Annotated in this window: 1 protein-coding gene; it reads right to left on the bottom strand. The window is 74.7% G+C overall.

All coding sequences use genetic code 11. The features are described 5' to 3' along the window. Positions 1-3 precede the first annotated feature (3 nt). Positions 4-24,078 (bottom strand): type I polyketide synthase, encoded by a 24,075-nt coding sequence (locus tag HUV60_RS29560; protein WP_269441251.1) that lies wholly within the window; start codon positions 24,076-24,078, stop codon positions 4-6. Positions 24,079-24,170: the final 92 nt, after the last annotated feature.

Below are 24,170 nucleotides of genomic sequence, written 5' to 3'. Positions count from 1 at the left end.
TGCTCACGCGTCCCCCAGCTCTCGGTCGATCAGGTCGAAGAGGTCGCCCGCGGTCTCGGCCAGGGCCAGTTCCTCGTCGTCCTGTCCTGCGAGGGTGTCGGCCTGTCCAGCGGGGGTGCCGGCCGGGGCGACGGGCTCGCCCTGCCAGCGGGAGAGCAGCTCACGCAGCCGGGCGGAGACCTTCTCCCGGTCCTCGCCGGCCACGTCCGAGCCGAGCAGTGCGCTCTCCAGGCGGTCCATCTCGCCGAGCAGGGACTGCGTGGCGCCGGGAGGTTCCGGCAGGGACAGCTCGCCCAGCAGGTACCGGACCTGGGCGAGGGCGGTCGGGTAGTCGAAGACCAGGGTGGCGGGCAGCCGCAGGCCGGTGGCCGCGCCGAGCCGGTTGCGCAGCTCGACCGCGGTCAGGGAGTCGAAGCCGAGTTCCTTGAAGGTCTGCTCGGGGTCGATGTCGGCGGCCGAGCCGTGTCCGAGGACGGCCGCGGCCTGTTCGGCGACCACGTCCAGGAGCAGGTACTCGCGATCGGCGGCGGACAACGGTGCCAGCCGTTGGGCGAGCGGCTGCGGTGCCGTCGCGGAGGGCGCCGGTCCCGCGGCGGTGCCGGCCCGGCGTCGGGCGGGGGTGCGTACCAGGCCGCGCAGCAGCACCGGCAGGACGTCGTGGTGTTCGCGCAGGGCGGCCGGGTCGATGTCCATCGGCAGCAGCGCGGCCCGGTCGGAGTCCGCGGCGGCGTCCAGCAGGCGCATGCCCTGGCCGGCGTCGAGCGGCACCATGCCGGTACGGGCGTGGCGTTCGCGGTCGGCATCGCTGAGTTCCCCGGTCATGCCGGCGTCCGGCAGCCAGGTGCCCCAGGCGAGGGACACCGCGGGCAGGCCCTGGGCGCGCCGGTGGTGGGCGAAGGCGTCCAGGAACGCGTTGGCGGCCGAGTAGTTGGCCTGTCCGGCGCCGCCGAAGGTTCCGGCGACCGAGGAGAAGACCACGAACCGGGCGAGGTCGAGGTCGCGGGTGAGGTCGTGCAGGGCGGCCACCGCGTCGGCCTTCGGCCGCAACGCCTCGGCGAGCCGCTGGGGTGACATCGAGGACAGCACACCGTCCGCGAGGACGCCGGCGGAGTGCACCACGGCGGTCAGCGGCCGGTCGGCGGGGATGCCCGCGAGGAGCGAGGCGAGCGCGGTGGGGTCGGCGATGTCGCAGGCGGCGACGGTGACCTCGGCGCCCAGGGCGGCGAGTTCGGCGCGCAGTGCGGCCGCCTGCGGCGTGTCGGGGCCACGCCGCCCGGCGATCAGCAGATGCCGTACGCCGTGCTCGGCGACGAGATGGCGGGCGGTGATCCGGCCGAGCCCGCCGAGCCCGCCGGTGAGCAGCACGGTGCCCGCGGGGTCCGGCGCGGCCGGCAGGGTCAGGACGACCTTGCCGATGTGCCGGGCCTGGCTGAGGAAGCGGAACGCCTCGGGTGCGCGGCGCACGTCCCACACGGCCATCGGCAGCGGCTTGAGGACGCCGCGTTCGAAGAGGTCCACGAGGACGGCGAGCATCTCGCCGATCCGGTCGGGCCCGGCCTCGACCAGGTCGAAGGCGCGGTAGTCGACGCCCGGGTGCTCGGCGGCGACCCGGGCGGGGTCGCGGACGTCGGTCTTGCCCATCTCCAGGAACCGGCCGCCGCGCGGCAGCAGCCGCAGCGAGGCGTCCACGAACTCCCGGGCCAGGGAGTCGAGGACGACGTCGAAGCCGCGGCCCGCGGTCGCCTCGCGCAGCCGTTGCTCGAAGCCGAGGTCGCGGGAGGAGGCGAGGCGGTCGTCGTCGAGACCCGCGGCCCGCAGTGCGCCCCACTTGGCGGGCGACGCGGTCCCGTGGACCTCGGCGCCGAGGTGGCGGGCGAGCTGTACGGCGGCCGATCCGACGCCTCCGGCCGCGGCGTGCACGAGGACGTTCTCGCCGGGCTTCAGCCCGCCGAGGTCGACCAGCGCGTAGTACGCGGTGAGGTACACGATCGGGACGGTGGCGGCCTCCGCGAAGCTCCAGCCCTTCGGGATCCGCGCGACCATGCGGGCGTCGGCGACGGCGACGGGCCCGAAGGCTCCGGCGAACATGCCCATCACCCGGTCGCCGGGGGCGAGGCCGGTGACGTCGGCGCCGACCTCGGTGACGACGCCCGCGCCCTCCAGGCCGATCCCGGTGGCGTCACCGGGGTACATGCCGAGCGTGGTGAGGACGTCGCGGAAGTTGACGCCGGCCGCGCGCAGGGAGAGGCGCACCTCGTTCGGGGCGAGCGGGGCGGTGACCTCCGGGCAGGGCGCGAGCCGCAGCCCCTCCAGCGTGCCCTGCCTCTCCACCGCGAGCCGCCAGGTGTCCGTGCCGGCCGGCGCGGCGAGGGCCCGGCCGGCGTCGAGCGGCACGATGTGCGGCACGGTCACCGTGCCGTCCTGTACGGCGAGTTCGAACGCGGTGTCGTCGAGTGCGGCGGGCAGCGCCGCCGTGGAGGCGTCGGTGCCGTCGGTGTCGGCGAGGACGAACCGGCCGGGGTTCTCGGTGCGGGCGGCCCGCACCAGGCCCCAGACCGCCGCCTGCGCCGGGTCCGCCGGCCGGGGGCCGACCGGGACGGCGCCGCGTGTCACGACGGCGAGCCGGGCGTGCGCGAACGCCGGGTCGTCCAGCCACCGCTGGAGGAGGGCCAGCACCTCGCCGGCGGTGGTTCGGGCCGCGTCGGCGAGGGTGCCGCCCAGGGTCCCCTCGCCCGTCGCGGCCACGAGCGGCACGGCGTACAGGAGGGTGTCGGGCACCTCGTCGGCGTCCGCCAGGGCGTCCAGGCCGGGCACGGACCGCGCGGTGTGCCCGGCGGCGCGCAGGGCGGCGGCCAGTTCGTCGGCCTCGTCCGCGCCGACGACCGTCACCGTCGACGGGGCGGGCGTGCCGGTGCCGCCGGGGGTGACCGGCAGCCAGTCCAGTTCGTACAGGCCCCGGGTGCCGGGCGCGCCGAAGGTGGAGCCGGCGAGGTCGCCGCTGAGTTCGCGCAGGGTGAGCGAGCCGACGGAGGCGACCGGCCGGCCCGCCTGGTCGGCGAGGGCGAGGCCGACGGCCTCCGGGCCCTCCTGGACCATCCGCAGCCGCAGCGCGGACGCCCCGACGGCGTCGAGGCGCACGTCGCTCCAGGAGAAGGGCAGCCGTCCGGCGTCCTTCATCGGCACGAACATCACCGCGTGCAGGGCGGCGTCGAGCAGTGCCGGGTGCAGGTCGAAGGCGTCGGCCGCGGGGGCGGCGTCGGCAGGCAGCTCGACCTCGGCGAAGACTTCCTCGCCACGTGTCCAGACCCGGGTCAGTCCCTGGAACAGCGGGCCGTAGAGGTGGCCGCGGTCGGCGAACGCCTCGTAGAAACCGTCGAGCGGCACTTCCTCGCCGCCCTCGGGCGGCCAGGCGGTGAAGTCGTAGGGGGTGGCCGCCGTTTCGTCGGCGGCCGTGAGCAGACCGCCGACGTGCAGGGTCCACGGGGTGCCGGGTTCGGCGTCGTCGGGGCGGCCGTGCACGGTCAGCGGGCGGGCCCCGGTGGCGTCGGGTTCCTCGACGCGGACCTGGACCTGCACCCCGCCGTGCGCGGGCAGGGTGAGCGGGGCCAGGATCGTCAGCTCGGCGACCTGCTCGCAGCCGGTGCGGGCGCCCGCGTGCAGGGCCAGGTCGAGGAAGCCGGTCGCCGGGAACAGGGCGGTGCTGGTGAGGGCGTGGTCCTTCAGCCAGGAGTGGGAACCCAGCGAGAACCGGCCGGTGAACACGTGGGTGGCGCCGTCGGCCAGTTCCACGGCCGCGCCGAGCAGCGGGTGACCGCTGGTGCCGAGGCCCGCGGCGGTGACGTCGCCGAGCAGCACGGGCGGCTTCGGCCAGTACCGGCGGCGCTGGAAGGGATAGGTGGGCAGCTGGGCGGTGCGGGCGCCGGTGCCGTCGAAGAGGCGGGGCCACTCCACGGACATGCCGTGGGCGAAGGCTCGGGCGACGGCGTCCAGGAGCGTCTCGCGCTCGTCGCGGTCCTTGCGCAGCGACGGCACGAACAGGGTGTTCTCGTCGTCCGTCGGGCAGCTCTGCGCCATGGCGGTCAGGGTGCCGTCGGGGCCGACCTCCACGAACCGGCTGACGCCGTGCGCGGCGAGCCAGCCGACGCCGTCCGCGAAGCGGACCGCCTCCCGCACGTGCCGCACCCAGTACTCCGGGTCCTCCAGTTCGCCGGGGGCGGCGCCGCAGCCGGTGACGTCGGAGACGACGGCCATGCGCGGCGGAGCGTAGGAGATGCTCGCGGCGACCTCGCGGAAGGCGTCGAGCATGGGTTCCATGAGCGGTGAGTGGAAGGCGTGGCTGACCCGCAGCCTGGTGGTGCGGCGCCCGTCGGCGGCGAGCCGCGCGGCGATGCCGGCGACCACGTCCTCGGCGCCGGAGACCACCACGGAGCGGGGCCCGTTGACGGCGGCGATGCCCGCGTCCGGGTGGCCCTCCAGCAGCGGCCGTACGTCGTCCTCGGCCGCCTCCACGGCGAACATGGCGCCGCCGGGCGGCAGTTCCTGCATCAGTCGGCCGCGGGCGGCGACCAGGGCGCAGGCGTCGTCCAGGGAGAACACGCCGGCGATGTGGGCGGCGGCGATCTCGCCGACGGAGTGCCCGGCGACGAAGTCGGGCCGTAGGCCCCAGGATTCCAGCAGACGGTAGAGGGCGACCTCGAAGGCGAAGAGGGCGGGCTGGGCGTGCTCGGTGCGGTTCAGCCGCTCGGCGTCGTCGCCGAACACGAGGCCGCGCAGGTCGTCGCCGAGATGGGCGCAGACCGCGTCGAAGGCGTCCGCGAAGACGGGGAAGGCCTCGTACAGGCCACGGCCCATCCCCGGGCGCTGGGCCCCCTGACCGGAGAAGAGGAAGGCGGTCTTCCCTTCACCGCGTTGGACGCCGGTGATCGTGTGCGGGCCGGTCTCGCCCGTGGCGACCAGCCGCAGCCCGTCGGTCAGCGCGGCGCGGTCGGCGCCGAGTACGACGGCTCGGTGCTCGAACGCGGCGCGGGTCGCGGTGAGGGAGAGGCCGAGGTCCGCGGGGGTGAAGTCGGTGAACTCACCGATGTGGTCGAGGAGTTGTGCGGCCTGGGCGCGCAGGGCGTCCCGGCTGCGGGCACTGACCACCCACGGCACCGGACCACCACCCGGCACCCCGCGCGACTCCTCCGCCACCGGCTCTCCGGGGACGGACTCCAGCACCACATGCGCGTTCGTCCCACTGATACCGAACGACGACACACCCGCACGACGCGGACGCTCCACCGACTCCGGCCACTCACGCGCCCGGGTCAGCAACTCCACCCCACCCGACGACCAGTCGACATGCGACGACGGCGCATCCACATGCAACGTCGCAGGCAACACCCCGTGCCGCATCGCCAGCACCATCTTCATCACACCCGCGACACCCGCACCCGCCTGCGTATGACCCACATTCGACTTCACCGACCCCAGCCACAACGGCCTCTCGGCATCCCGCTCCCGGCCGTACGTGGCCAACAACGCCTGCGCCTCGATCGGATCACCCAGCGTGGTACCGGTCCCGTGCGCCTCCACCACATCAACCTCGGACGCCGACACCCCCGCATCCACCAGAGCCGCACGGATCACCCGCTGCTGAGCCGGACCGTTCGGCGCACTCAAACCGTTGGACGCACCGTCCTGATTCACCGCCGAACCACGCACCACCGCCAGCACCGGATGCCCAAGACGCCGCGCGTCCGACAACCGCTCCACCAGCAGCAGACCACCACCCTCCGAGAACCCCGTCCCGTCCGCCGCATCAGCGAACGCCTTGCACCGACCGTCCGCCGCCAGACCCCGCTGACGACTGAAGTCCACGAACAGACCGGGTGAGGCCATGACGGTGACACCGCCGGCGAGGGCGAGGTCGCACTCGCCGCTGCGCAGCGACTGCGCGGCCAGGTGGAGGGCCACCAGGGAGGCGGAGCAGGCCGTGTCGACGGTGACCGCCGGTCCTTCCAGACCGAAGGTGTACGACAACCGGCCGGAGACGACGCTGGCGGCGTTGCCGGTCAGCATGTAGCCCTCGAAGTCCTCGCCGGAGGCGGCGAGCATGCCGGTGTAGTCCTGCCCGTTGGTGCCGGCGAAGACTCCGGTGCGGCTGCCGCGCAGCGCACTCGGGTCGATGCCCGCCCGCTCGAACGTCTCCCAGGCCATCTCCAGCAGCAGACGCTGCTGCGGATCCATGGCGACGGCTTCGCGGGGCGAGATGTTGAAGAACGCCGGGTCGAACCCGCCCGCGTCACTGAGGAATCCACCGGTCCGGGTGTAGACGGTGCCGACCTTGCCGGGGTCGGGGTCGTACAGGGCGTCGAGGTCCCAGCCGCGGTCCTGGGGGAAGGGCACCAGGCCCTCCTCGCCTTCCAGGAGCATCCGCCACAGTTGTTCGGGGGTGCGGATGTCGCCGGGGAAGCGGCAGCCCATGGCGACGATGGCGACGTCGTCGTCGATGGCGGCGGAGCGGCGTGGGGTGTCGTCCGGGGTGGCGGGCACGGTGTCGGCGGCGACCTCGGCCAGCAGGAAGTCGGCGAGGGCGCGGCAGTTCGGGTGGTCGAAGACGAGGGTGCTGGGCAGGCGCAGGCCGGTGATGCGGTTCATGCCGTTGCGCAGTTCGACGGCGCTGAGCGAGTCGATGCCCAGGTCGGTGAAGGGGCGTTCCGGTTCGACGGCGTCGGCGGCGGGGTAGCCGAGGACGCCCGCGACATGGCCGCGCACGATCTCCAGGACGGCTCCGGTCCGTTCGTAGTCGGGCAGGGCGGCCAGGTGGGTGTGGAGCGAGGAGGCGTCGGCGGTGGCGGGTGCGCTGTCCTGGCGCGCCGTGTCCAGCGCCCGGCGGGCGGCGGGCAGTTCGTCCAGCAGGTGGCTGGGACGGGGCGCGGTGAAGGACGGGGCGTAGGTGTCCCAGCGCAGGTCGGTGACGACGACGTGGGTGTCGCCGAGGTCGAGGGCGTGGCCGAGGGCCTCGCAGGCGGCGGCGGTGTCCATGGGGTGGACTCCGTGGCGCCGCATGCGGTCGCCGGCCGCGTCGCCGACCATGCCGCCGTCGGCCCACAGTCCCCAGGAGACGGCGGTGGCGGGCAGTCCGGCGGCTCGGCGCTCGGCGGCGAGGGCGTCGAGGTAGGCGTTGCCGGGGGCGTAGTTGCCGAGGCCCGCGCCGCTGAGGACGCCCGCCGTGGAGGAGAACAGCACGAAGGCGGAGAGGTCGAGGTCACGGGTCAGCTCGTGCAGGGCACGGGCGGCGGTGGCCTTGCCACGCAGGACGGGGTCCATGCGGCCGGGAGTGAGCGAGTCGATCACGCCGTCGTCGAGGGACCCGGCCGCGTGGAACACCGCGTCGAGGGGCCGGTCGGCGGGCACGTCCGCGAGCAGCCCGGCGAGGGCGGCGCGGTCGGACACGTCGCAGGCGGCGAGGGTGACGTCGACGCCGCGGGCGGCCAGTTCGTCGCGCAGGCCGGTGGCGCCGGGCGCGTCGGCGCCGCGGCGGCCGGCCAGCACCAGGTGGGTGGCGCCGCGGTCGGCGAGCCAGCGGGCGACGTGGCCGCCGAGGGCGCCGGTGCCACCGGTGACGAGGACCGTGCCGCGGGGACGCCAAGGCTCGGCGGGGACGTCGGCGCCGGGGGCGTGGACCAGGCGGCGGCCGTGGGCGCCGGTGGCGCGCAGCGCGATCTGGTCCTCGTGGCCGGGGTCGGCGAGAACGGTGGCGAGGCGGGTGGCGCTGCGGGCGTCGAGGTCGGCGGGCAGGTCGATGAGGCCGCCCCAGCGGTCGGAGTGCTCCAGGGCGGCGACCCGGCCGAAGCCCCAGACGAGGGCCTGGGCGGGGTCCGGCGCGGGGTCGGCGCCGGAGACGGCGACGGCGCCGCGGGTGGCGCACCACAGGGGGGCGTCGATGCCGAGGTCACCGAGGGCCTGGACCAGGGCGAGGGTGCCGGCGAGCCCGACGGGGACGGCCGGGTGGTCGGGGTGGGCGCGGGTGTCCAGGGCGAGGAGGGAGAGCACACCGGCGGGGCGTGCGGCGTCCTCGGCGGTGGTGAGCAGGCCGGCGAGGGCGGCCCGGTCGGGGACACCGTCGGGCACGGTGATCAGCCGGACGGTGCGTGCGCCGCCCGCGGAGAGTGCGTCGGCGACGGCGTCGGCGATGCGGGCGTGCCCGGTGGTGTCGGCGGGGGCGAGGAGCAGCCAGGTGCCGGTGAGGGTGGCCGGGCCCGGGGTGAGGGGGCTGAACGAGACGCGGTAGCGCCACGCGTCGGTGGTGGCGCGTTCGCGCTGGGTGCGCCGCCAGTTCGACAGGGCGGGCAGGACGCTGCTGAGGGGGGCGTCGGCGGCCAGGTCGAGGGCGTCGCTGAGGCTCTGCAGGTCCTCCTGCTCGACGGTCTCCCAGAAACGGGCCTCGACGGAGTCCGCGTCGGGCGCGCCGTCGGCGTGACCGGCCGCGGCGGTCTCGCGGAGGGTGGGCCAGTAACGCTGGTGCTCGAACGGGTAGGTGGGCAGGTCGGTGCGGACGGCGCCGGTGCCGCCGAAGACGGTCTCGAAGTCGACGTCGACGCCGTGCGCGTGGGCTTCGGCGAGCGCGGTGAGGAACTGACCGAGGTCGCCCTGGTCGCGGCGGAGGGAACCGAGGACGGCACCGTCCACACCGGCCGCGTCGAGGGTGTCGCGCAGCCCGACGGCGAGCACGGGGTGCGGGCCGACCTCGATGAAGGTGCGGTGCCCGGCGGCGATCAGGCCTTGTACGGCCTCCTCGAAGCGGACGGTCTCCCGCAGGTTGGTGTACCAGTAGGTGGCGTCGAGCCCGGTGGTGTCCTGCCAGTCGCCGGTGAGGGAGGAGCGGAAGGGGATCTCCGCGTCGCGCGGGGTGATGCCGTCCAGGGCGTCGAGGACGGTGTCCCGGATGGCCTCGACCTGCGCGGAGTGCGACCCGTAGTCGACGTCGACCTTGCGGGCGCGGACGCCGTCCGCGGTGAGGGCGGCGTGCAGTTCGTCCAGGGCCTCGGCCTCGCCGGAGACGACGACGGTGGCGGGCCCGTTGACGGCGGCGACGGCCAGGCGGTCCGCCCAGGGCTCCATGCGGGCGCGGGTGTCCTCGGCGGACAGCGGCACGGACATCATGCCGCCGGTTCCGGCGATGCGGGTGATGGCGCGGCTGCGCAGGGCGACGACGCGGGCGCCGTCGTCCAGGCTGAGAGCTCCGGCGGCGCAGGCGGCGGCGATCTCGCCCTGGGAGTGGCCGACGACGGCCGCCGGGCGTACGCCGTGGGCGCGCCACAGGGCGGCGGTGGCGACCATGACGGCCCACAGGGCGGGCTGTACGACGTCGACGCGGGCGAGGTCGGCGGCGTCGGCGTCGCCGCGCAGCACGGCGGTCAGCGACCAGTCGACGTGCGGGGCGAGTGCCCGTTCGCAGCGGTCGATCCAGTCGGCGAACACGGGTGACCCCGCGAGGAGTTCGCGGGCCATGCCGGCCCACTGGGCGCCCTGTCCGGGGAAGACGAGGACAGGTTCGGCGCCGCCCGGCACGGCGTCGGCGACCAGGGCGGGCGCGGTGAGCGGTCCGTCGGCGGCGAGCGCGGCCAGGGCCTCGTCGAGGCGGGGGACGTCGTCGGCGAGGAAGGCGGCCCGGTGGGTGAGGGCGGCCCGGCCGACCGCGAGGGTGTAGGCGAGGTCGGTGAGCGGGGTGCCGGGCCGGGCGCGCAGGTGGGCGCGGAGCCGGGCGGCCTGGGCGCGCAGCGCGGCGGGGGTGCGGGCGGAGAGCAGCACGGGTACGGCGGGCAGCGCGGCCCGCGTGGCGGTCCGGTCGGGGATGTCGGGGGCCTGTTCGACGATGACGTGGGCGTTGGTTCCGCTCATGCCGAAGGAGGAGACTCCGGCGCGGTGTGCGCGGCCGGTGTCGGGCCAGGGGCGTTCCTCGGTGAGCAGGCGGACATGTCCGGCGGTCCAGTCGACGTGCGGGGTGGGGTTGTCGGCGTACAGGGTGCGGGGCAGGACGCCTTCGCGCAGGGCCATCACCATCTTGATGACGCCGCCGACGCCGGCGGCGGCCTGGCTGTGCCCGATGTTGGACTTCAGGGAGCCGAGCCACAGCGGCCGGTCCTCGGCGCGGTCCTGGCCGTAGGCGGCGAGGAGGGCCTGGGCCTCGATGGGGTCGCCGAGGGTGGTGCCGGTGCCGTGCGCCTCGACGACGTCCACGTCCTGCGGGGCGAGTCCGGCGGTGGCGAGGGCCTGCCGGATGACGCGCTGCTGGGAGGGGCCGTTGGGGGCGGTCAGTCCGTTGGAGGCGCCGTCCTGGTTGAGGGCGGAGCCGCGGATGACGGCGAGTACCTGGTGGCCGCCCCGGCGGGCGTCGGAGAGCCGTTCGAGGACGATCACACCGACGCCCTCGGCCCAGCTGGCGCCGTCGGCGTCCGCGGAAAAGGGCTTGCAGCGGCCGTCCTCGGCGAGGGCGCGCTGCCGGCTGAACTCGATGAGGGAGCCCGGCGTCGACATCACGGTGACTCCGCCGGCCAGGGCGAGGTCGCACTCGCCCTGGCGCAGGGACTGCGCGGCGAGGTGCAGGGCGACGAGGGAGGAGGAGCAGGCGGTGTCGACGGAGACGGCCGGGCCCTCCAGGCCGAGCGCGTAGGAGATGCGGCCGGACAGGACGCTGGGCGAGTTGCCGGTGCCGACGTAGCCCTCGAAGTTGTCGTCGGAGGCCGCGAGGATCGTCACGTAGTCCTGGTAGGTGACGCCGGCGAAGACGCCCGTGGCGGAGCCGCGGGCCACGGCCGGGTCGACACCCGCGCGTTCCAGGGCCTCCCAGGAGACCTCCAGGAGCAGGCGCTGCTGGGGGTCCATGGCGAGGGCCTCGCGGGGCGAGATGCTGAAGAACGCGGGGTCGAAGCGGCTGGCGTCGTGCAGGAAGCCGCCTTCCCGGGTGTAGACGGTGCCGGGATGGTCGGGGTCGGGGTGGTAGAGCCGCTCGGGGCTCCAGTTGCGGTCGGTGGGCAGCGGCGAGATGCCGTCGGCTCCGGCGCGTACCAGGTCCCACAGGTCCTCGGGTCCGGCAATGCCGCCAGGGTAGCGGCAGGCCATACCGACGATGGCGATCGGGTCGTCGTCGACGGCGCGGCGGGCGGCGACGGGGGTGCCGTCGCCGGCGGTGCCGAACAGGTCGTCGGCGAGGTGCCGGGCGAGTACGGCCGGGGTCGGGTGGTCGAAGACGAGGGTGGCGGGCAGGGTGACGCCGAGGGCGGCACTGAGCCCGTTGCGCAGTTCGACCGCGGTCAGCGAGGTGAGGCCGAGGTCGGTGAAGGGCCGGGCCGGTTCGACGTCGTCGGGGCCGGCGTGTCCGAGCACGGCGGCGACACGGTCGCGGACGGTGGTGAGCAGGGAGCGTTCGCGTTCGGCGGCGGGCCGGCCGGCCAGGCGTTCCAGGAGGCTGCCGGGCGGCTGGGTGCGGGCGGCGCGGCGGCGGACCTGCTCGGTGGCCGGGGCGCTCTCCCCGCCGGGCACCGGTGCGGTGGCGGGCGTGAGGGATGCGCGGGGCACCGGGCGCAGCAGCAGGGAGCCGATGGCCAGGACGGGTTCGCCGACCGCGTCGGCGGCGGTGAGGGCGAGGGTGTCGGGGCCGGTGCGCTCCAGACGGACGCGCAGGGTGGTGGCGCCGGTGGCGAACAGCCGGACCTGGCCGGCGGAGAACAGCATGCGCCCATCGCCGAGGCCGTCGAACGCGCCGAGGCCCAGCGGGTGCAGGGCGGCGTCCAGGAGCGCCGGGTGCAGGTCGTGGCGGGCGGCGTCGGCGGAGGCGGACTCGGGGAGCGCGACCTCGGCGTACACGGCGGTGTCGTCCCGCCAGGCGGCCACAAAGCCCTGGAAGACGGGCCCGTAGTCGAGTCCGGCCTCACGCAGGCGAACGTAGAGGCCGTCGGTGGCGAGTTCCTCCGCACCCGGCGGCGGCCAGGCCGCGAGGTCGTGGGCCGGGTCCGGTCCGGTCTCGGCGGTGAGGACGCCGGCGGCGTGCCGGGTCCACTCGGCGCCGGCGTCGGCCGTGGGGCGTGCGTGCACGGCGAAGGCACGGTCGCCGCGGGCGTCGGGTGCCTCGACGCGCAGTTGCAGGGCGACTCCGTCGTACTCGGGCAGGGCCAGCGGGCGTTCCAGGACGAGTTCGCGGATCTGCGGGCGGCCGGCGTGTGCGCCGGCGGCGAGGGCGAGTTCGAGGAAGGCGGTGCTCGGGACGACGGCCGTGCCGCCGAGGCGGTGCGCGGCGAGCCAGCCCGTGGTGCGGGCGGTGAGGCGACCGGTGAGCAGCAGGGTGTCGTCGACGGCGGACGGGACGACCGCGCCGAGCAGCGGATGACCGGCGGCGATGAGTCCGGCGGCGGCCGGATCACCCGCGGAGGGGGTGGTCTCGATCCAGTAGGGGTGGTGCTGGAAGGCGTACGTGGGCAGGTCCACAGGGCGGGCGCCGGGTGCGGTGGTGGCGAGCACGGCGTGCCAGTCGACGGGTGCGCCGTGGGCGTGCAGGGCGCCGACGGCGGCCAGCAGCGTCTCCGCCTCGTCGCGGTCGTCGCGGTCGTCGCGCAGGGTGGGCACGGCGAGCGGGGCGGTGCCCTGCCAGCCGCCCTGGGCGAGGGCGGTCAGGGTGGTGTCGGGGCCGAGTTCGAGGAGGCGGACGACGCCGCGTTCCTCCAGAGCGGTGACGCCGTCGGCGAACCGTACGGCGTGCCGCACGTGCCGTACCCAGTATTCCGGGTCGGTGAGGTCGCCGGGCCCGGCGAGGCGGCCGGTGAGGTCGGAGACGACCGGGATGCGCGGCTCGGCGTACTCGACGGCGACGGCGACGGCCCGGAAGTCGTCGAGCATCGGCTCCATGCGCGGGGAGTGGAAGGCGTGGCTGACCCGCAGACGGGTGGTCTTGCGGCCCTGTGCGGCGAAGTGCGCGGCGACAGCGAGCGCGGCGTCCTCGTCACCGGAGACGACCACGGAGCGGGGGCCGTTGACGGCGGCCACGCCGAGGACGTCCCCGCGTCCGGCGAGCAGCGGCAGCACTTCGTCCTCGGCCGCCTGCAGGGCGATCATCGCGCCGCCCTCGGGCAGGTTCTGCATCAGCCGGCCGCGGGCGGCGACCAGGCGGCAGGCGTCGGGCAGGGTGAGCACCCCGGCCACGTGGGCGGCGGCGATCTCGCCGACGGAGTGGCCGAGCAGGTGGGTGGGGCGCACCCCGAACGACTCCAGGAGCCGGAAGAGGGCGACCTCGGCGGCGAACAGGGCGGGCTGGGCGTACTCGGTGTGGTTCAGGGCGTCGGCGTCGTCCCCGTGCACGACCTCGGCGAGCGGGCGCGGCAGCAGTCCCTCGAAGTGGCCGCAGACGGCGTCGAAGGCGTCGGCATACGCGGGGAACGCCTGGTACAGGCCGTGGCCCATGCCGGGACGCTGGGTGCCCTGGCCGGCGAACAGGAACGCGGTCCCGCCCGTGGTGAGGGTGCTTCCGGTGACGACGGCGGGGTGTGTCCGGCCGTCGGCGAGCGCGCGGAGTCCGGCCAGCAGGGCGTCGCGGCCGGTGCCGGTGACGGCGGTGCGGTGCTCCAGCTGGGCGCGGGTGAACGCGAGAGCGTGCGCGACGTCGGCGGCGTCCAGGCCGCTGTGCTGTTCGAGGTGGGCGAGGAGCCGGCCGGCCTGGTCGCGCAGGGCGGGCGCGCTGCGCGCGGCGAGCAGCCAGGGCAGGGCGGCGCGGTCGGTGTCCCCGCGTCCGCGGGTGGGCGTGGTGGACGCGTCCGGCGTCGCGGGCGGTTCGGCGAGGATGACGTGGGCGTTGGTGCCGGAGACGCCGAACGCGGAGACCCCGGCGCGGCGGACGTTCTCACCGGCGGGCCAGGCGACGGCCTCGTGCAGCAGTCGGATCCGCCCGCTGTCCCAGTCGACGCGGGACGAGGGCTGCCCGGCGTGCAGGGTGCGCGGAAGGGTGTCGTTGCGCAGGGCGAGGATCATCTTGATGATGCCGACGGCTCCGGCCGCGGCCTGGGTGTGCCCCAGGTTGGACTTGACCGAGCCGAGCCACAGCGGCCGGTCCTCGGGCCGCTCCTGACCGTATGCCGCGAGCAGCGCCTGCGCCTCGACGGGGTCGCCGAGGGTGGTGCCGGTGCCGTGCGCCTCCACCACGTCGACGTCCCGGGGGGAGAGCCCTGCGAAGGCCAGCGCCTGCCGGATGACACGCTGCTGGGAGGGGCCGTTGGGGGCGGTCAGGCCGTTGGAGGCGCCGTCCTGGTTGACGGCCGTGCCCTCCACCACGGCCAGCACGCGGTGACCGGCTCGGCGGGCGTCGGAGAGCCGCTCCACGACGAGTACGCCGACGCCCTCAGCCCAGCCGGTGCCGTCGGCGTCGTCGGAGAACGCCTTGCAGCGGCCGTCGGGCGCGAGGCCGCCCTGAAGGCTGAACTCGACGAAGGCGCCCGGGTCCGCCATGACGGTGACGCCGCCCACGAGCGCCAGGTCGCACTCGCCGCCGCGCAGCGACTGCGCGGCCAGGTGCAGGGCCACCAGGGAGGAGGAACAGGCGGTGTCGACGGTGACGGCCGGGCCTTCCAGGCCTAGGGAGTAGGCGATCCGGCCGGAGATCACGCTGCCCGCCTGACCGGTCAGCAGATGTCCCCCGAGCCCCTCGGGAATCTCGGTCAGACCGGTGGCGTAGCCGGAGCTGCCGGCTCCGACGAAGACGCCGGTGCGGGAGCCCTTCAGCGCGGTGGGGGCGATCCCGGAGTGTTCCAGGGCCTCCCAGGAGGTCTCCAGGACGAGCCGCTGCTGCGGGTCGAGGGCCCGGGCCTCGCGGGGGCTGATCCCGAAGAACGCGGCGTCGAACGCGGACGCCCGCGCCAGGAAGCCCCCGGAGAGGGTGTCGCTGGCCTCCAGCAGGCCCGTCAGGTCCCAGCCGCGGTCCTCGGGGAAGGCTCCGACGGCGTCACCGCCGGCCGCGAGGAGATCCCACAACTGGTCCGGGCCGTCGATGCCGCCGGGCAGCCGGCATCCCATGCCGACGATGACGACGGGGTCGGTGTCGGTCGCCCGCACCGGGGCTTCCTGCCGCTCCCGCTCGGCCCCGTACAGCTCGTCCCGCAGGCGGGCGGCGACGGCGAGCGGCGTGGGGTGGTCGAAGACGAGGGTGCTGGGCAGGGTGATGCCGGTCTCGGCCGTGAGGGCGTTGCGCAGTTCGACCGCGGTCAGCGAGTCGAAGCCCATCTCGCGGAAGGCCCGGCCGACGGCGACGGCGGCCGGGTCGGTGTGGCCGAGCGCGGCGGCGGCCCTGCGGCGCACCAGGTCGAGCAGGTCGGCTTCGCGCTCCTCGGTGGAGAGCGGGGCGAGCCTGTCCCGCAGCGCGGCACCGGCCGCGTCGACGGCGGTGTCGGCCGCCGCTTCGACGGCCGCCCCGGGCAGGGCGGCGAGCAGGGGGCTGGGGCGTCCGGTGGTGAACGCGGACGCGAACAGTGCCCAGTCGACGTCGGCCACGACGACGGTGGTGTCCTGGGCGGTCAGGGCACGGTCGAGCGCGGTCAGCGCGGCGTCGGGGTCGACCGGGCGCAGGCCGCGGCGGTTCAGCAGGTGCTGGGCGGCCTCGTCGGCGGCCATGCCGGTGCCGCCCCACGGGCCCCAGGCGACGGAGGTGGCGGTCAGGCCGCGAGCGCGCCGACGCTCGACGAGCGCGTCCAGGTGGGCGTTGGCGGCGGCGTAGCCGGCCTGCCCTCCGCTGCCCCACACGCCGGCGATGGAGGAGAACACCACGAACGCCGACAGGCCGCTGTCGCGGGTCAGTTCGTCCAGGTGGTCGGCGGCGTCCGCCTTGGCGCGCAGCACGGCGGCGAGCCGGTCGGGCGAGTACGAGGCGATCACGTCGTCGTCGAGGACACCCGCGCAGTGCACGACGGCGTCGACGGGGTGTGCGGCCAGCAGCCGCGCCACGGTGTCCCGGTCCCCCATGTCGCAGGCGGCGACGGTCACCCGTGCGCCCAGCCCGGCGAGTTCGCCCCGCAGGTCGTCCGCGCCGGGCGCGTCCGCACCCCGACGGCTGGTCAGCACCAGCTCCCGGGCACCGCGGGCGACGGCCCAGTGGGCGACGCGGGCCCCGAGAGCACCGGTGCCACCCGTGATCAGGACGCGCTCCGGAGCCGCCCACACGCCGGTGGCGCCGAGGGCGGGAGCGGGCGTCAGACGGCGGGCGTACGCGTCGGTTCCGCGTACGGCGACCTGGTCCTCGTCGCCGGCGGCGAGCACGGCGACGGTCCGCGCGAGGGTGCGTCGGTCCGGCCGGACGGGCAGGTCGAGCAGTCCGCCCCACACGTCGGGGTGTTCGAGCGCGGCGACCCGGCCCAGTCCCCATACGGCGGCCCGTCGTGGATCGACGGCGGCCTCGGTGCCGCCGCCCACGGCGACGGCACCGCTGGTCACGAGCCACAGCGGCGCGGCGACCGCCGCGTCGCCGTACGCCTGCACGAGGGTGAGGGCGCTCTTCACACCGGGCAGGCAGGACAGCACGCCGGCGATCGGCGCGCCGTCGGCGACGGCCGCGGCGAACACCTCGCCCAGGGCGGCGCGCCCGAGGTCGGTGCAGATCACGCGTTCGAGTCCCGGCAGGAACTCCTCGATGCCGGAGAGGACGGAGCCGGCGTCGGCGTCGGCCTGCAGCAGCAGCCACCGCCCGTCGGCCGTGCGGGTCTCGGCCGGTGCGAGCCGCTCCCAGCGGACCCGATAGCGCCAGGCGTCCGCGGTGGTCCGCTCCGCCTCGGCACGCCGCCACGCGGACAACGCGGGCACGACGCTCTCCAGTTCGGTGCCGTCGAGGTCCAGCACGCCGGCCAGCTCTTCGGCGTCACCACGGTCCACGGCCTGCCAGAACGCGGCCTCCCCGGCCGTCGCCACGGAGGCCGTACCGGTACCCGTCCCCGTCACACCACGCCGTGGCTCGGGCCAGTACCAGGTGCGCTGGAAGGCGTAGGTGGGAAGCGGGAAGGCGGGCCGCACCGCGCCGAGCACCGTGTTCCAGCCGACCGGTACTCCGGCGGCGTGCAGTGCGGCCAGCGCGGCGGTCAGCGCGTCGGCCTCGGGCCGGTCCTTGCGCTGGACGGGTACGCAGACCGCGTCGTCGACGTCACCGAGCACGGTCCGGGTGAGGGCGGTGAGGGTGCCGTCGGGGCCGATCTCCAGGAAACGGGTCACGCCCTCGGCCGCCAGGGCGCTCACTCCGTCGGCGAAACGGACCGCCTGACGGACATGCCGCACCCAGTACTCGGCCGACGCCAACTCCCCCTCGGCGGCGAGGCGTCCGGTCACGTTCGACACGACGGGGATGGCGGGTCTTCCGTAGGTGATCCGCTCCGCCACCTCACGGAAGGCGTCGAGCATCGGCTCCATCAGCGGGGAATGGAACGCGTGCGACACCCGCAGACGCGAGACACGTCGGCCCCGCGCCTTCAGCACCTCGGCGACCTCGTTCACGGCCGCCTCGACTCCGGCGATCACCACCGCCCTCGGCCCGTTCACCGCCGCGACCGAGACCCGCGCCGCATCCAGCAGCGGGACGACCTCGTCCTCGGTGGCCTCCACCGCCACCATCACCCCACCCGACGGCAGTTCCTGCATCAGCCGGCCACGCGCCACCACCAGGGCGCACGCGTCCTCCAGCGACAACACCCCCGCCACCTGCGCGGCGGCGATCTCACCGATCGAATGCCCCACCACGAAGTCCGCACGCACCCCGAAGGACTCCACCAGCCGGAACAGAGCGACCTCGATCGCGAACAGCGCCGGCTGCGCCCACTCGGTGCGGTTCAACCGCTCCGCGTCATCGCCGAGAACCACATCCCGCAACCCGGAACCGACATGCGCGCACACCTCGTCGAAGGCCTCCGCGAAAACGGGGAACGCCTCGTACAGCTCCCGGCCCATCCCGGGCCGCTGCGCACCCTGACCGGAGAACAGGAACGCCGTCCGGCCCTCGCTCGCGATCCCGCTCACGGCATGAGGGGTCCGCTCGCCGTCCGCCAACGCGGCGAGCGCGGCGACGAGTTCGGTACGGTCACGGCCCCGGACGACGGCCCGGTGTTCGAACGCGGTGCGCGTGGTGGCGAGCGCCGAGGCGATCTCCATGGGGTCGGCCTCGGGCGCGGACCTTACGACGTCCAACAGGCGGGCGGCCTGGGAACGCAGGGCCTCGGCGCTGCGACCGGACAGCACCCACGGGATCACGGGCAGCCCGGCGTTCTCTGTCGGCTCTGTCGGCTCGACGCTCTCGGCAGGCGCCTCTTCGAGGATGACGTGGGCGTTGGTACCGCTCAGACCGAACGACGACACACCCGCACGACGCGCACGCTCCACCTCGGGCCACGGCCGCTGCCCGGTCAGCAGCTGCACCCCACCCGACGACCAGTCCACTTGCGACGACGGCTCATCCGCATGCAACGTCGCCGGCAGCACACCGTGCCGCAGCGCCTCAACCATCTTGATCACACCGGCCACACCCGCAGCCGCCTGCGTATGACCCACATTCGACTTCACCGAACCCAGCCACAACGGCCGGCCCTCGACCCGCTCCCGGCCGTACGTCGCCAGCAACGCCTGCGCCTCGATCGGATCACCCAACCGCGTCCCCGTACCGTGCGCCTCCACCACATCAACCTCGGACGCCGACACCCCCGCACCCGCCAACGCAGCACGAATCACCCGCTGCTGAGCCGGACCGTTCGGCGCCGTCAGCCCGTTCGACGCACCGTCCTGATTGACCGCCGAACCACGCACCACCGCAAGAACCCGACGCCCATGACGGCGCGCATCCGACAACCGCTCCACCAGCAGCACACCCGCACCCTCACCCCACCCCGTCCCGTCCGCCGCATCCGCGAACGCCTTGCACCGACCGTCACCCGCCAGACCCCCCTGACGACTGAACTCCACGAAAGCACCCGGGGTCGACATCACCGTCACACCCCCGGCCAATGCCAGATCGCACTCCCCGCTGCGCAGCGACTGCACCGCAAGATGCAGGGCGACCAGCGATGACGAACACGCGGTGTCGACGGTCACCGCCGGACCCTCCAGGCCCAGCACGTACGACACCCGGCCCGAGGCCACACTCGCCGCATTGCCGGTGCCCACGTATCCGCCGAAGTCGCCCTCCGACACGCTCAACAACGCCGGATAGTCCTGACCGTTCGTCCCCGCGAACACACCCACCCGCGAACCACGCAACGACCGAGGATCGACACCCGCCCGCTCCACGGCCTGCCACGACGCCTCCAACAACAACCGCTGCTGCGGATCCATCGCCAACGCCTCACGCGGCGACACCCCGAAGAACTCCGCATCAAAACCACCGACACCGTCGAGGAAGCCGCCTCGCGCGGTGTGGCTGGCGTAGGGGTTGTCAGGATCCGGGGCGAAGAGGAGGTCGAGGTTCCAGCCACGGTCGGTGGGGAAGTCACCGATGCCGTCCCGGCCGTCCGCCAGCATCGCCCACAGATCCTCGGGCGACTCCACACCACCCGGGAAACGACACGCCATACCGACGATCGCCACCGGCTCGTCCAGCACCGCCACGGCCGCCACGTCCGACACCGCCGCAGCGGCACCGTCCGCACCGAACAACTCCCCGTACAAGAACTCCGCCAGCGCCAGCGGAGTGGGATGGTCGAAGACCACCGTCGTCGGAAGAGTGACACCTGTGGCAGCCGCCAGGACGTTGCGCAACTCCACCGCGATCAACGAATCCACACCCAGATCACGGAACGCCCGCTCAGCACCCACCTGCCCGGGACCGTCGTAGCCGAGTGCGGCGGCGGCCCGGGTGCGGACCTCGGTGAGCAGTTCACGCTGTCGGGCCTCGGGGGTGAGGCCGGCCAGGCGGACCCGCAGTCCGGTGGTGGCTGTGGCCGTGGTCCGAGGAGCTTCCGGAGCGTGGTAGACCTCGGCGAGCAGCGGGCTGGGGCGGACGGCGGTGAAGGCGGGACCGAAGCGTGCCCAGTCGATGTCGGCGACGAGGACCGCGGCCGGACCGTCCGTGGCGCAGGCCTCGAGCGCGTCGAGCGCCTGCTCGGGGTCGAGGAGGCCGACGCCGCCGCGCTGCTGGCGGCCCTCGGCGTCGGTGTCGGCTGCCATGCCGCCGCCCGCCCACGGGCCCCACGCGATCGACGTGGCCGGCAGCCCCTCGCCCCGGCGCCGCTCGGCGAGGGCATCGAGGACGGCGTTGGCGGCGGCGTAGTTGGCCTGTCCGGCGGAGCCGACGGTGCCGGCGAAGGAGGAGAACAGGACGAAGGCGGAGAGGTCACGGTCCCGGGTCAGCTCGTCCAGGTTCCGTGCCCCAGCGGCCTTCGCCGCGAAGACGGTGCGCAGCGCACGCGGGGTGAGCCCGTCGAGGACCCCGTCCTGCAGTACTCCGGCCGTGTGGACCACGGCGTCCACCGGGTGAGCGTCGAGCAGTGCCCGCAGCGCCTCACGGTCGGTCAGGTCGAGTGCGCCGAAGGTGACTTGGGCGCCGAGTTCGCGGAGTTCGGCGTGCAGGGCGTCGGCGCCCGGGTCCTGGGCACCGGTGCGGCTCACCAGGAGCAGGTGGGCGGCGCCGTTCCGGGCCGCCCAGCGGGCCACCCGGGCGCCGAGAGCACCGGTGCCGCCGGTCACCAGGACCGTTCCGGCGGGCCGCCAGGCCGCCTCGGACTGCACAGGCGCGGGAACGAGGCGGCGGCCGAGGAGTCCACCGGCACGGACGGCGGCCTGGTCCTCGCGCGGACCGCCCGTCGCGCCGTCGGCGAGCAGGCTGACGAGACGTGTGGTGGACCGCCGGTCAAGCGCGTGCGGCAGGTCGATCAGGCCGCCCCAGCGGTCGGGGTGCTCCAGAGCGGCGACCCTGCCGAGGCCCCAGACAGCGGCCTGGTCCGGGTCCGGCGCCGAATCGCCCTCCGCAGCGGTGACGGCTCCGCAGGTGAGTGTCCAGAGCGGGGCCGTGACACCGGCGTCACCGAGGGCCTGCACGAGCGCGGCGGTGGAGGCGACGCCGTCGGGCACGTCCCTGCCCTCTCGCCCATTCAGTGCGAGCAGGGAGAGAACGCCGGCGAGCGGGGCGTCGCCGGCCGTGGCGGCGATACGCCGGGCGAACTCGGCACGGGCGTCGCCAGGGTGGTGATCGACCGTGACCAGCTCGGCGCCCGCGTCGAGCAGGGCGGCCGTCAGCGCGCCGTCCCATCCGTCGTCGCCGTGCAGGGAGACGGGACGCAGGACGAGCCAGCGCCCGGACAGCCGGGCCGCCTCGGGCAGGCCGACGACAGGGCGCCAGACGGCGCGGTGGTACGGACCAGAGGCGTCGACGGCCGAGCCGTCCTCCGCGTAGGAGCGCTCCAACCAGTAGCGGTCGCGTCGGAAGGCGTAGGTGGGCAGTTCGACGGGGCGGGCCCCGGGGAGGAAGGCGGACCAGTCCACCGCCCCACCTCCCAGATGCAGGCGCGCGAGGGCCGTCACCAGGGTCCCGCTCTCCGTACCGTCCTTGCGGAGCAGCGGGACGAACAGCCCGTCCGACAGGCAGTTCTGGGCGAGGGCGGTGAGAGTGCCGTCGGGGCCGATCTCCAGGAACCGCGTCACGCCCTCGGCCGCCAGAGCACTCACACCGTCGGCGAACCGGACCGCCTGACGAACGTGACGCACCCAGTACTCGGCCGACGTCAGGTCACCGTCGGTGGCCACACGTCCGGTCACATTCGACACGACGGAGATGACGGGTGCTCCATAGGTGATCCGCTCCGCCACCTCACGGAACGCGCCGAGCATCGGCTCCATCAACGGCGAGTGGAACGCGTGCGAGACCCGGAGGCGGGAGGTACGTCGGCCCCGCGCCTTCAGTACCCCGGCGGCCTCGCTCACGGCGGCCTCGACACCGGCGATCACCACCGACCGCGGACCGTTCACCGCCGCGACCGACACCTGCGCCGGGTCCAGCAAGGGGAGAACCTCGTCCTCGGTGGCCTCCACCGCCACCATCGCCCCGCCGGAGGGCAGTTCCTGCATCAGCCGGCCCCTTGCGGTGACCAAGGCGCACGCGTCCTCCAGCGACAACACCCCCGCCACATGCGCCGCGGCAATCTCACCGACCGAATGACCGATGACGAAATCCGCACGCACCCCGAACGACTCGACCAGCCGGAACAGTGCCACCTCGACCGCGAACAACGCGGGCTGCGTCCACTCCGTACGATTCAACAACCCCGCGTCATCACCGAACACCACATCCCGCAACTCGGAGCCGACACGCGCGCACACCGCATCGAAAGCATCCGCGAAGACGGGGAACGCCTCGTACAACTCCCGCCCCATCCCCGCACGCTGCGCACCCTGACCCGAGAACAGGAACGCCGTCCGGCCCTCACCCGCGGTACCGGTGGTGACCTGGGCGGCGGAGTCGCCGTCCGCCAACGCGGCCAGCGCGGCGACGAGTTCGGCACGGTCGGCGCCGAGAAGGGCGGCGCGGTGGGGGTGGGCGGTGCGGGTGGTGGCCAGGGAGGCGGCCAGGTCGTAGGGGTCAGTGTCCGGGTGTTCGGTCACATGAGCGGTCAGGCGGTGTGCCTGGGCTCGCAGGGAGTCCTCGTCGCGGGCGGACAGGAGCCAGGGCAGCACAGGGAGGGCGGCACGCGGCGCCTCATCCGGGACGGGCTCGTCACCGGCGGGTTCGGGGGCCTGTTCGATGATGGCGTGGGCGTTGGTGCCGGAGACACCGAAGGCAGAGACGCCGACACGGCGCGGGTGGTCGGAGCCGGGCCAGTCGACGGCCTCGGTGAGCAGCCGGACGTGACCGGCACTCCAGTCGACGTGGGTGGAGGGGCGTTCGGCGTGCAGGGTGGACGGCAGGACGCCGTGGCGCAGGGCGAGGACGGACTTGATGACACCGACGACGCCCGCAGCCGCCTGGGTGTGGCCGATGTTGGACTTGGCGGAGCCGAGCAGCAGCGGACGGTCGTCGGGACGGCCCTGACCGTAGGTGGCGAGGAGCGCCTGGGCCTCGATGGGGTCACCGAGGCTGGTGCCGGTGCCGTGCGCCTCGACGGCGTCCACGTCCTGCGGGGCGAGTGAGGCGTTGGCGAGCGCGGCGAGAATGACGCGTTGCTGGGACTGTCCGTTGGGGGCGGTGAGTCCGTTGGAGGCACCGTCTTGGTTGACGGCGCTGCCGCGCAGGACGGCGAGTACCCGGTGGCCGTTGCGGCGGGCGTCGGAGAGCCGTTCGACGACGATCGTTCCGGCGCCCTCGGACCAGCCGGTGCCGTCGGCGTCGTCGGCGAACGCCTTGCAGCGGCCGTCGCCGGCGAGGCCGCCCTGCCGGTCGAACTCGATGAAGGCGCCGGGGCTGGACATGACGGTGACGCCGCCGACGACCGCGAGGGAGCACTCGCCGGAGCGCAGCGACTGGGCGGCCAGGTGCAGGGCGACGAGGGAGGAGGAACAGGCGGTGTCGACGGTGACGGCGGGGCCCTCCAGGCCGAGGGCGTAGGCGACGCGGCCGGAGAGGACGGACATGGAGTTGCCGGTGAGCAGGTGGCCCCGGACGTCGTCGGGCACGTCGCGCAGGCCGGAGGTGTGGCCCTGGTCGCTGCATCCGACGAAGACGCCGGAGCGGCTGCCGCGCAGCGTGAGGGGGTCGATACCGGCGCGTTCGAAGGCCTCCCAGACCACTTCGAGCAGCAGGCGCTGCTGGGGGTCCATGGCGAGGGCCTCGCGCGGGGAGATCCCGAAGAAGGCGGGGTCGAAGCGGTCCGCGTCGTGCACGAAGCCGCCGCGGTGGCGCCCGCCCCCGGTGCCGGCCGGTGTCCCTGGTGCCGTGGGCCAGCCGCGGTCGGCGGGCCAGTCCGTCACCGCGTCGGTCCCGGAGACCAGCAGGTCCCAGAACTCGTCGGGGGTGCGCACATCGCCGGGCAGACGGCAGCTCATGCCGACGATGGCGACGGGCTCCTGCTCGCGAGTCTCCAACTGCCTCAGCTTGCGGCGGGTGTTGTGGAGATCGAGGGTGACCCGCTTGAGGTAGTCCCGAAGCTGCGCTTCCTTCGTCATGGACTGCCCCCATGGTATGCGGTTTCGGTGATGGGACGGGTGTCCGCGCGGGGCCGTGTGCAGCGGCCGGGCACCCGGTGGCGGCCCGGCCG

This window comes from Streptomyces sp. KMM 9044, assembly GCF_024701375.2.
Lineage (GTDB): Bacteria > Actinomycetota > Actinomycetes > Streptomycetales > Streptomycetaceae > Streptomyces.
Note: the sequence above shows the minus strand (reverse complement) of the source record. Positions and strands in the feature narration are given on the sequence as shown.

Excerpts from the sequence above, each read along its gene's own strand:
- HUV60_RS29560 (WP_269441251.1), bottom strand. The coding sequence starts at position 24,078 with ATGACGAAGGAAGCGCAGCTTCGGGACTACCTCAAGCGGGTCACCCTC.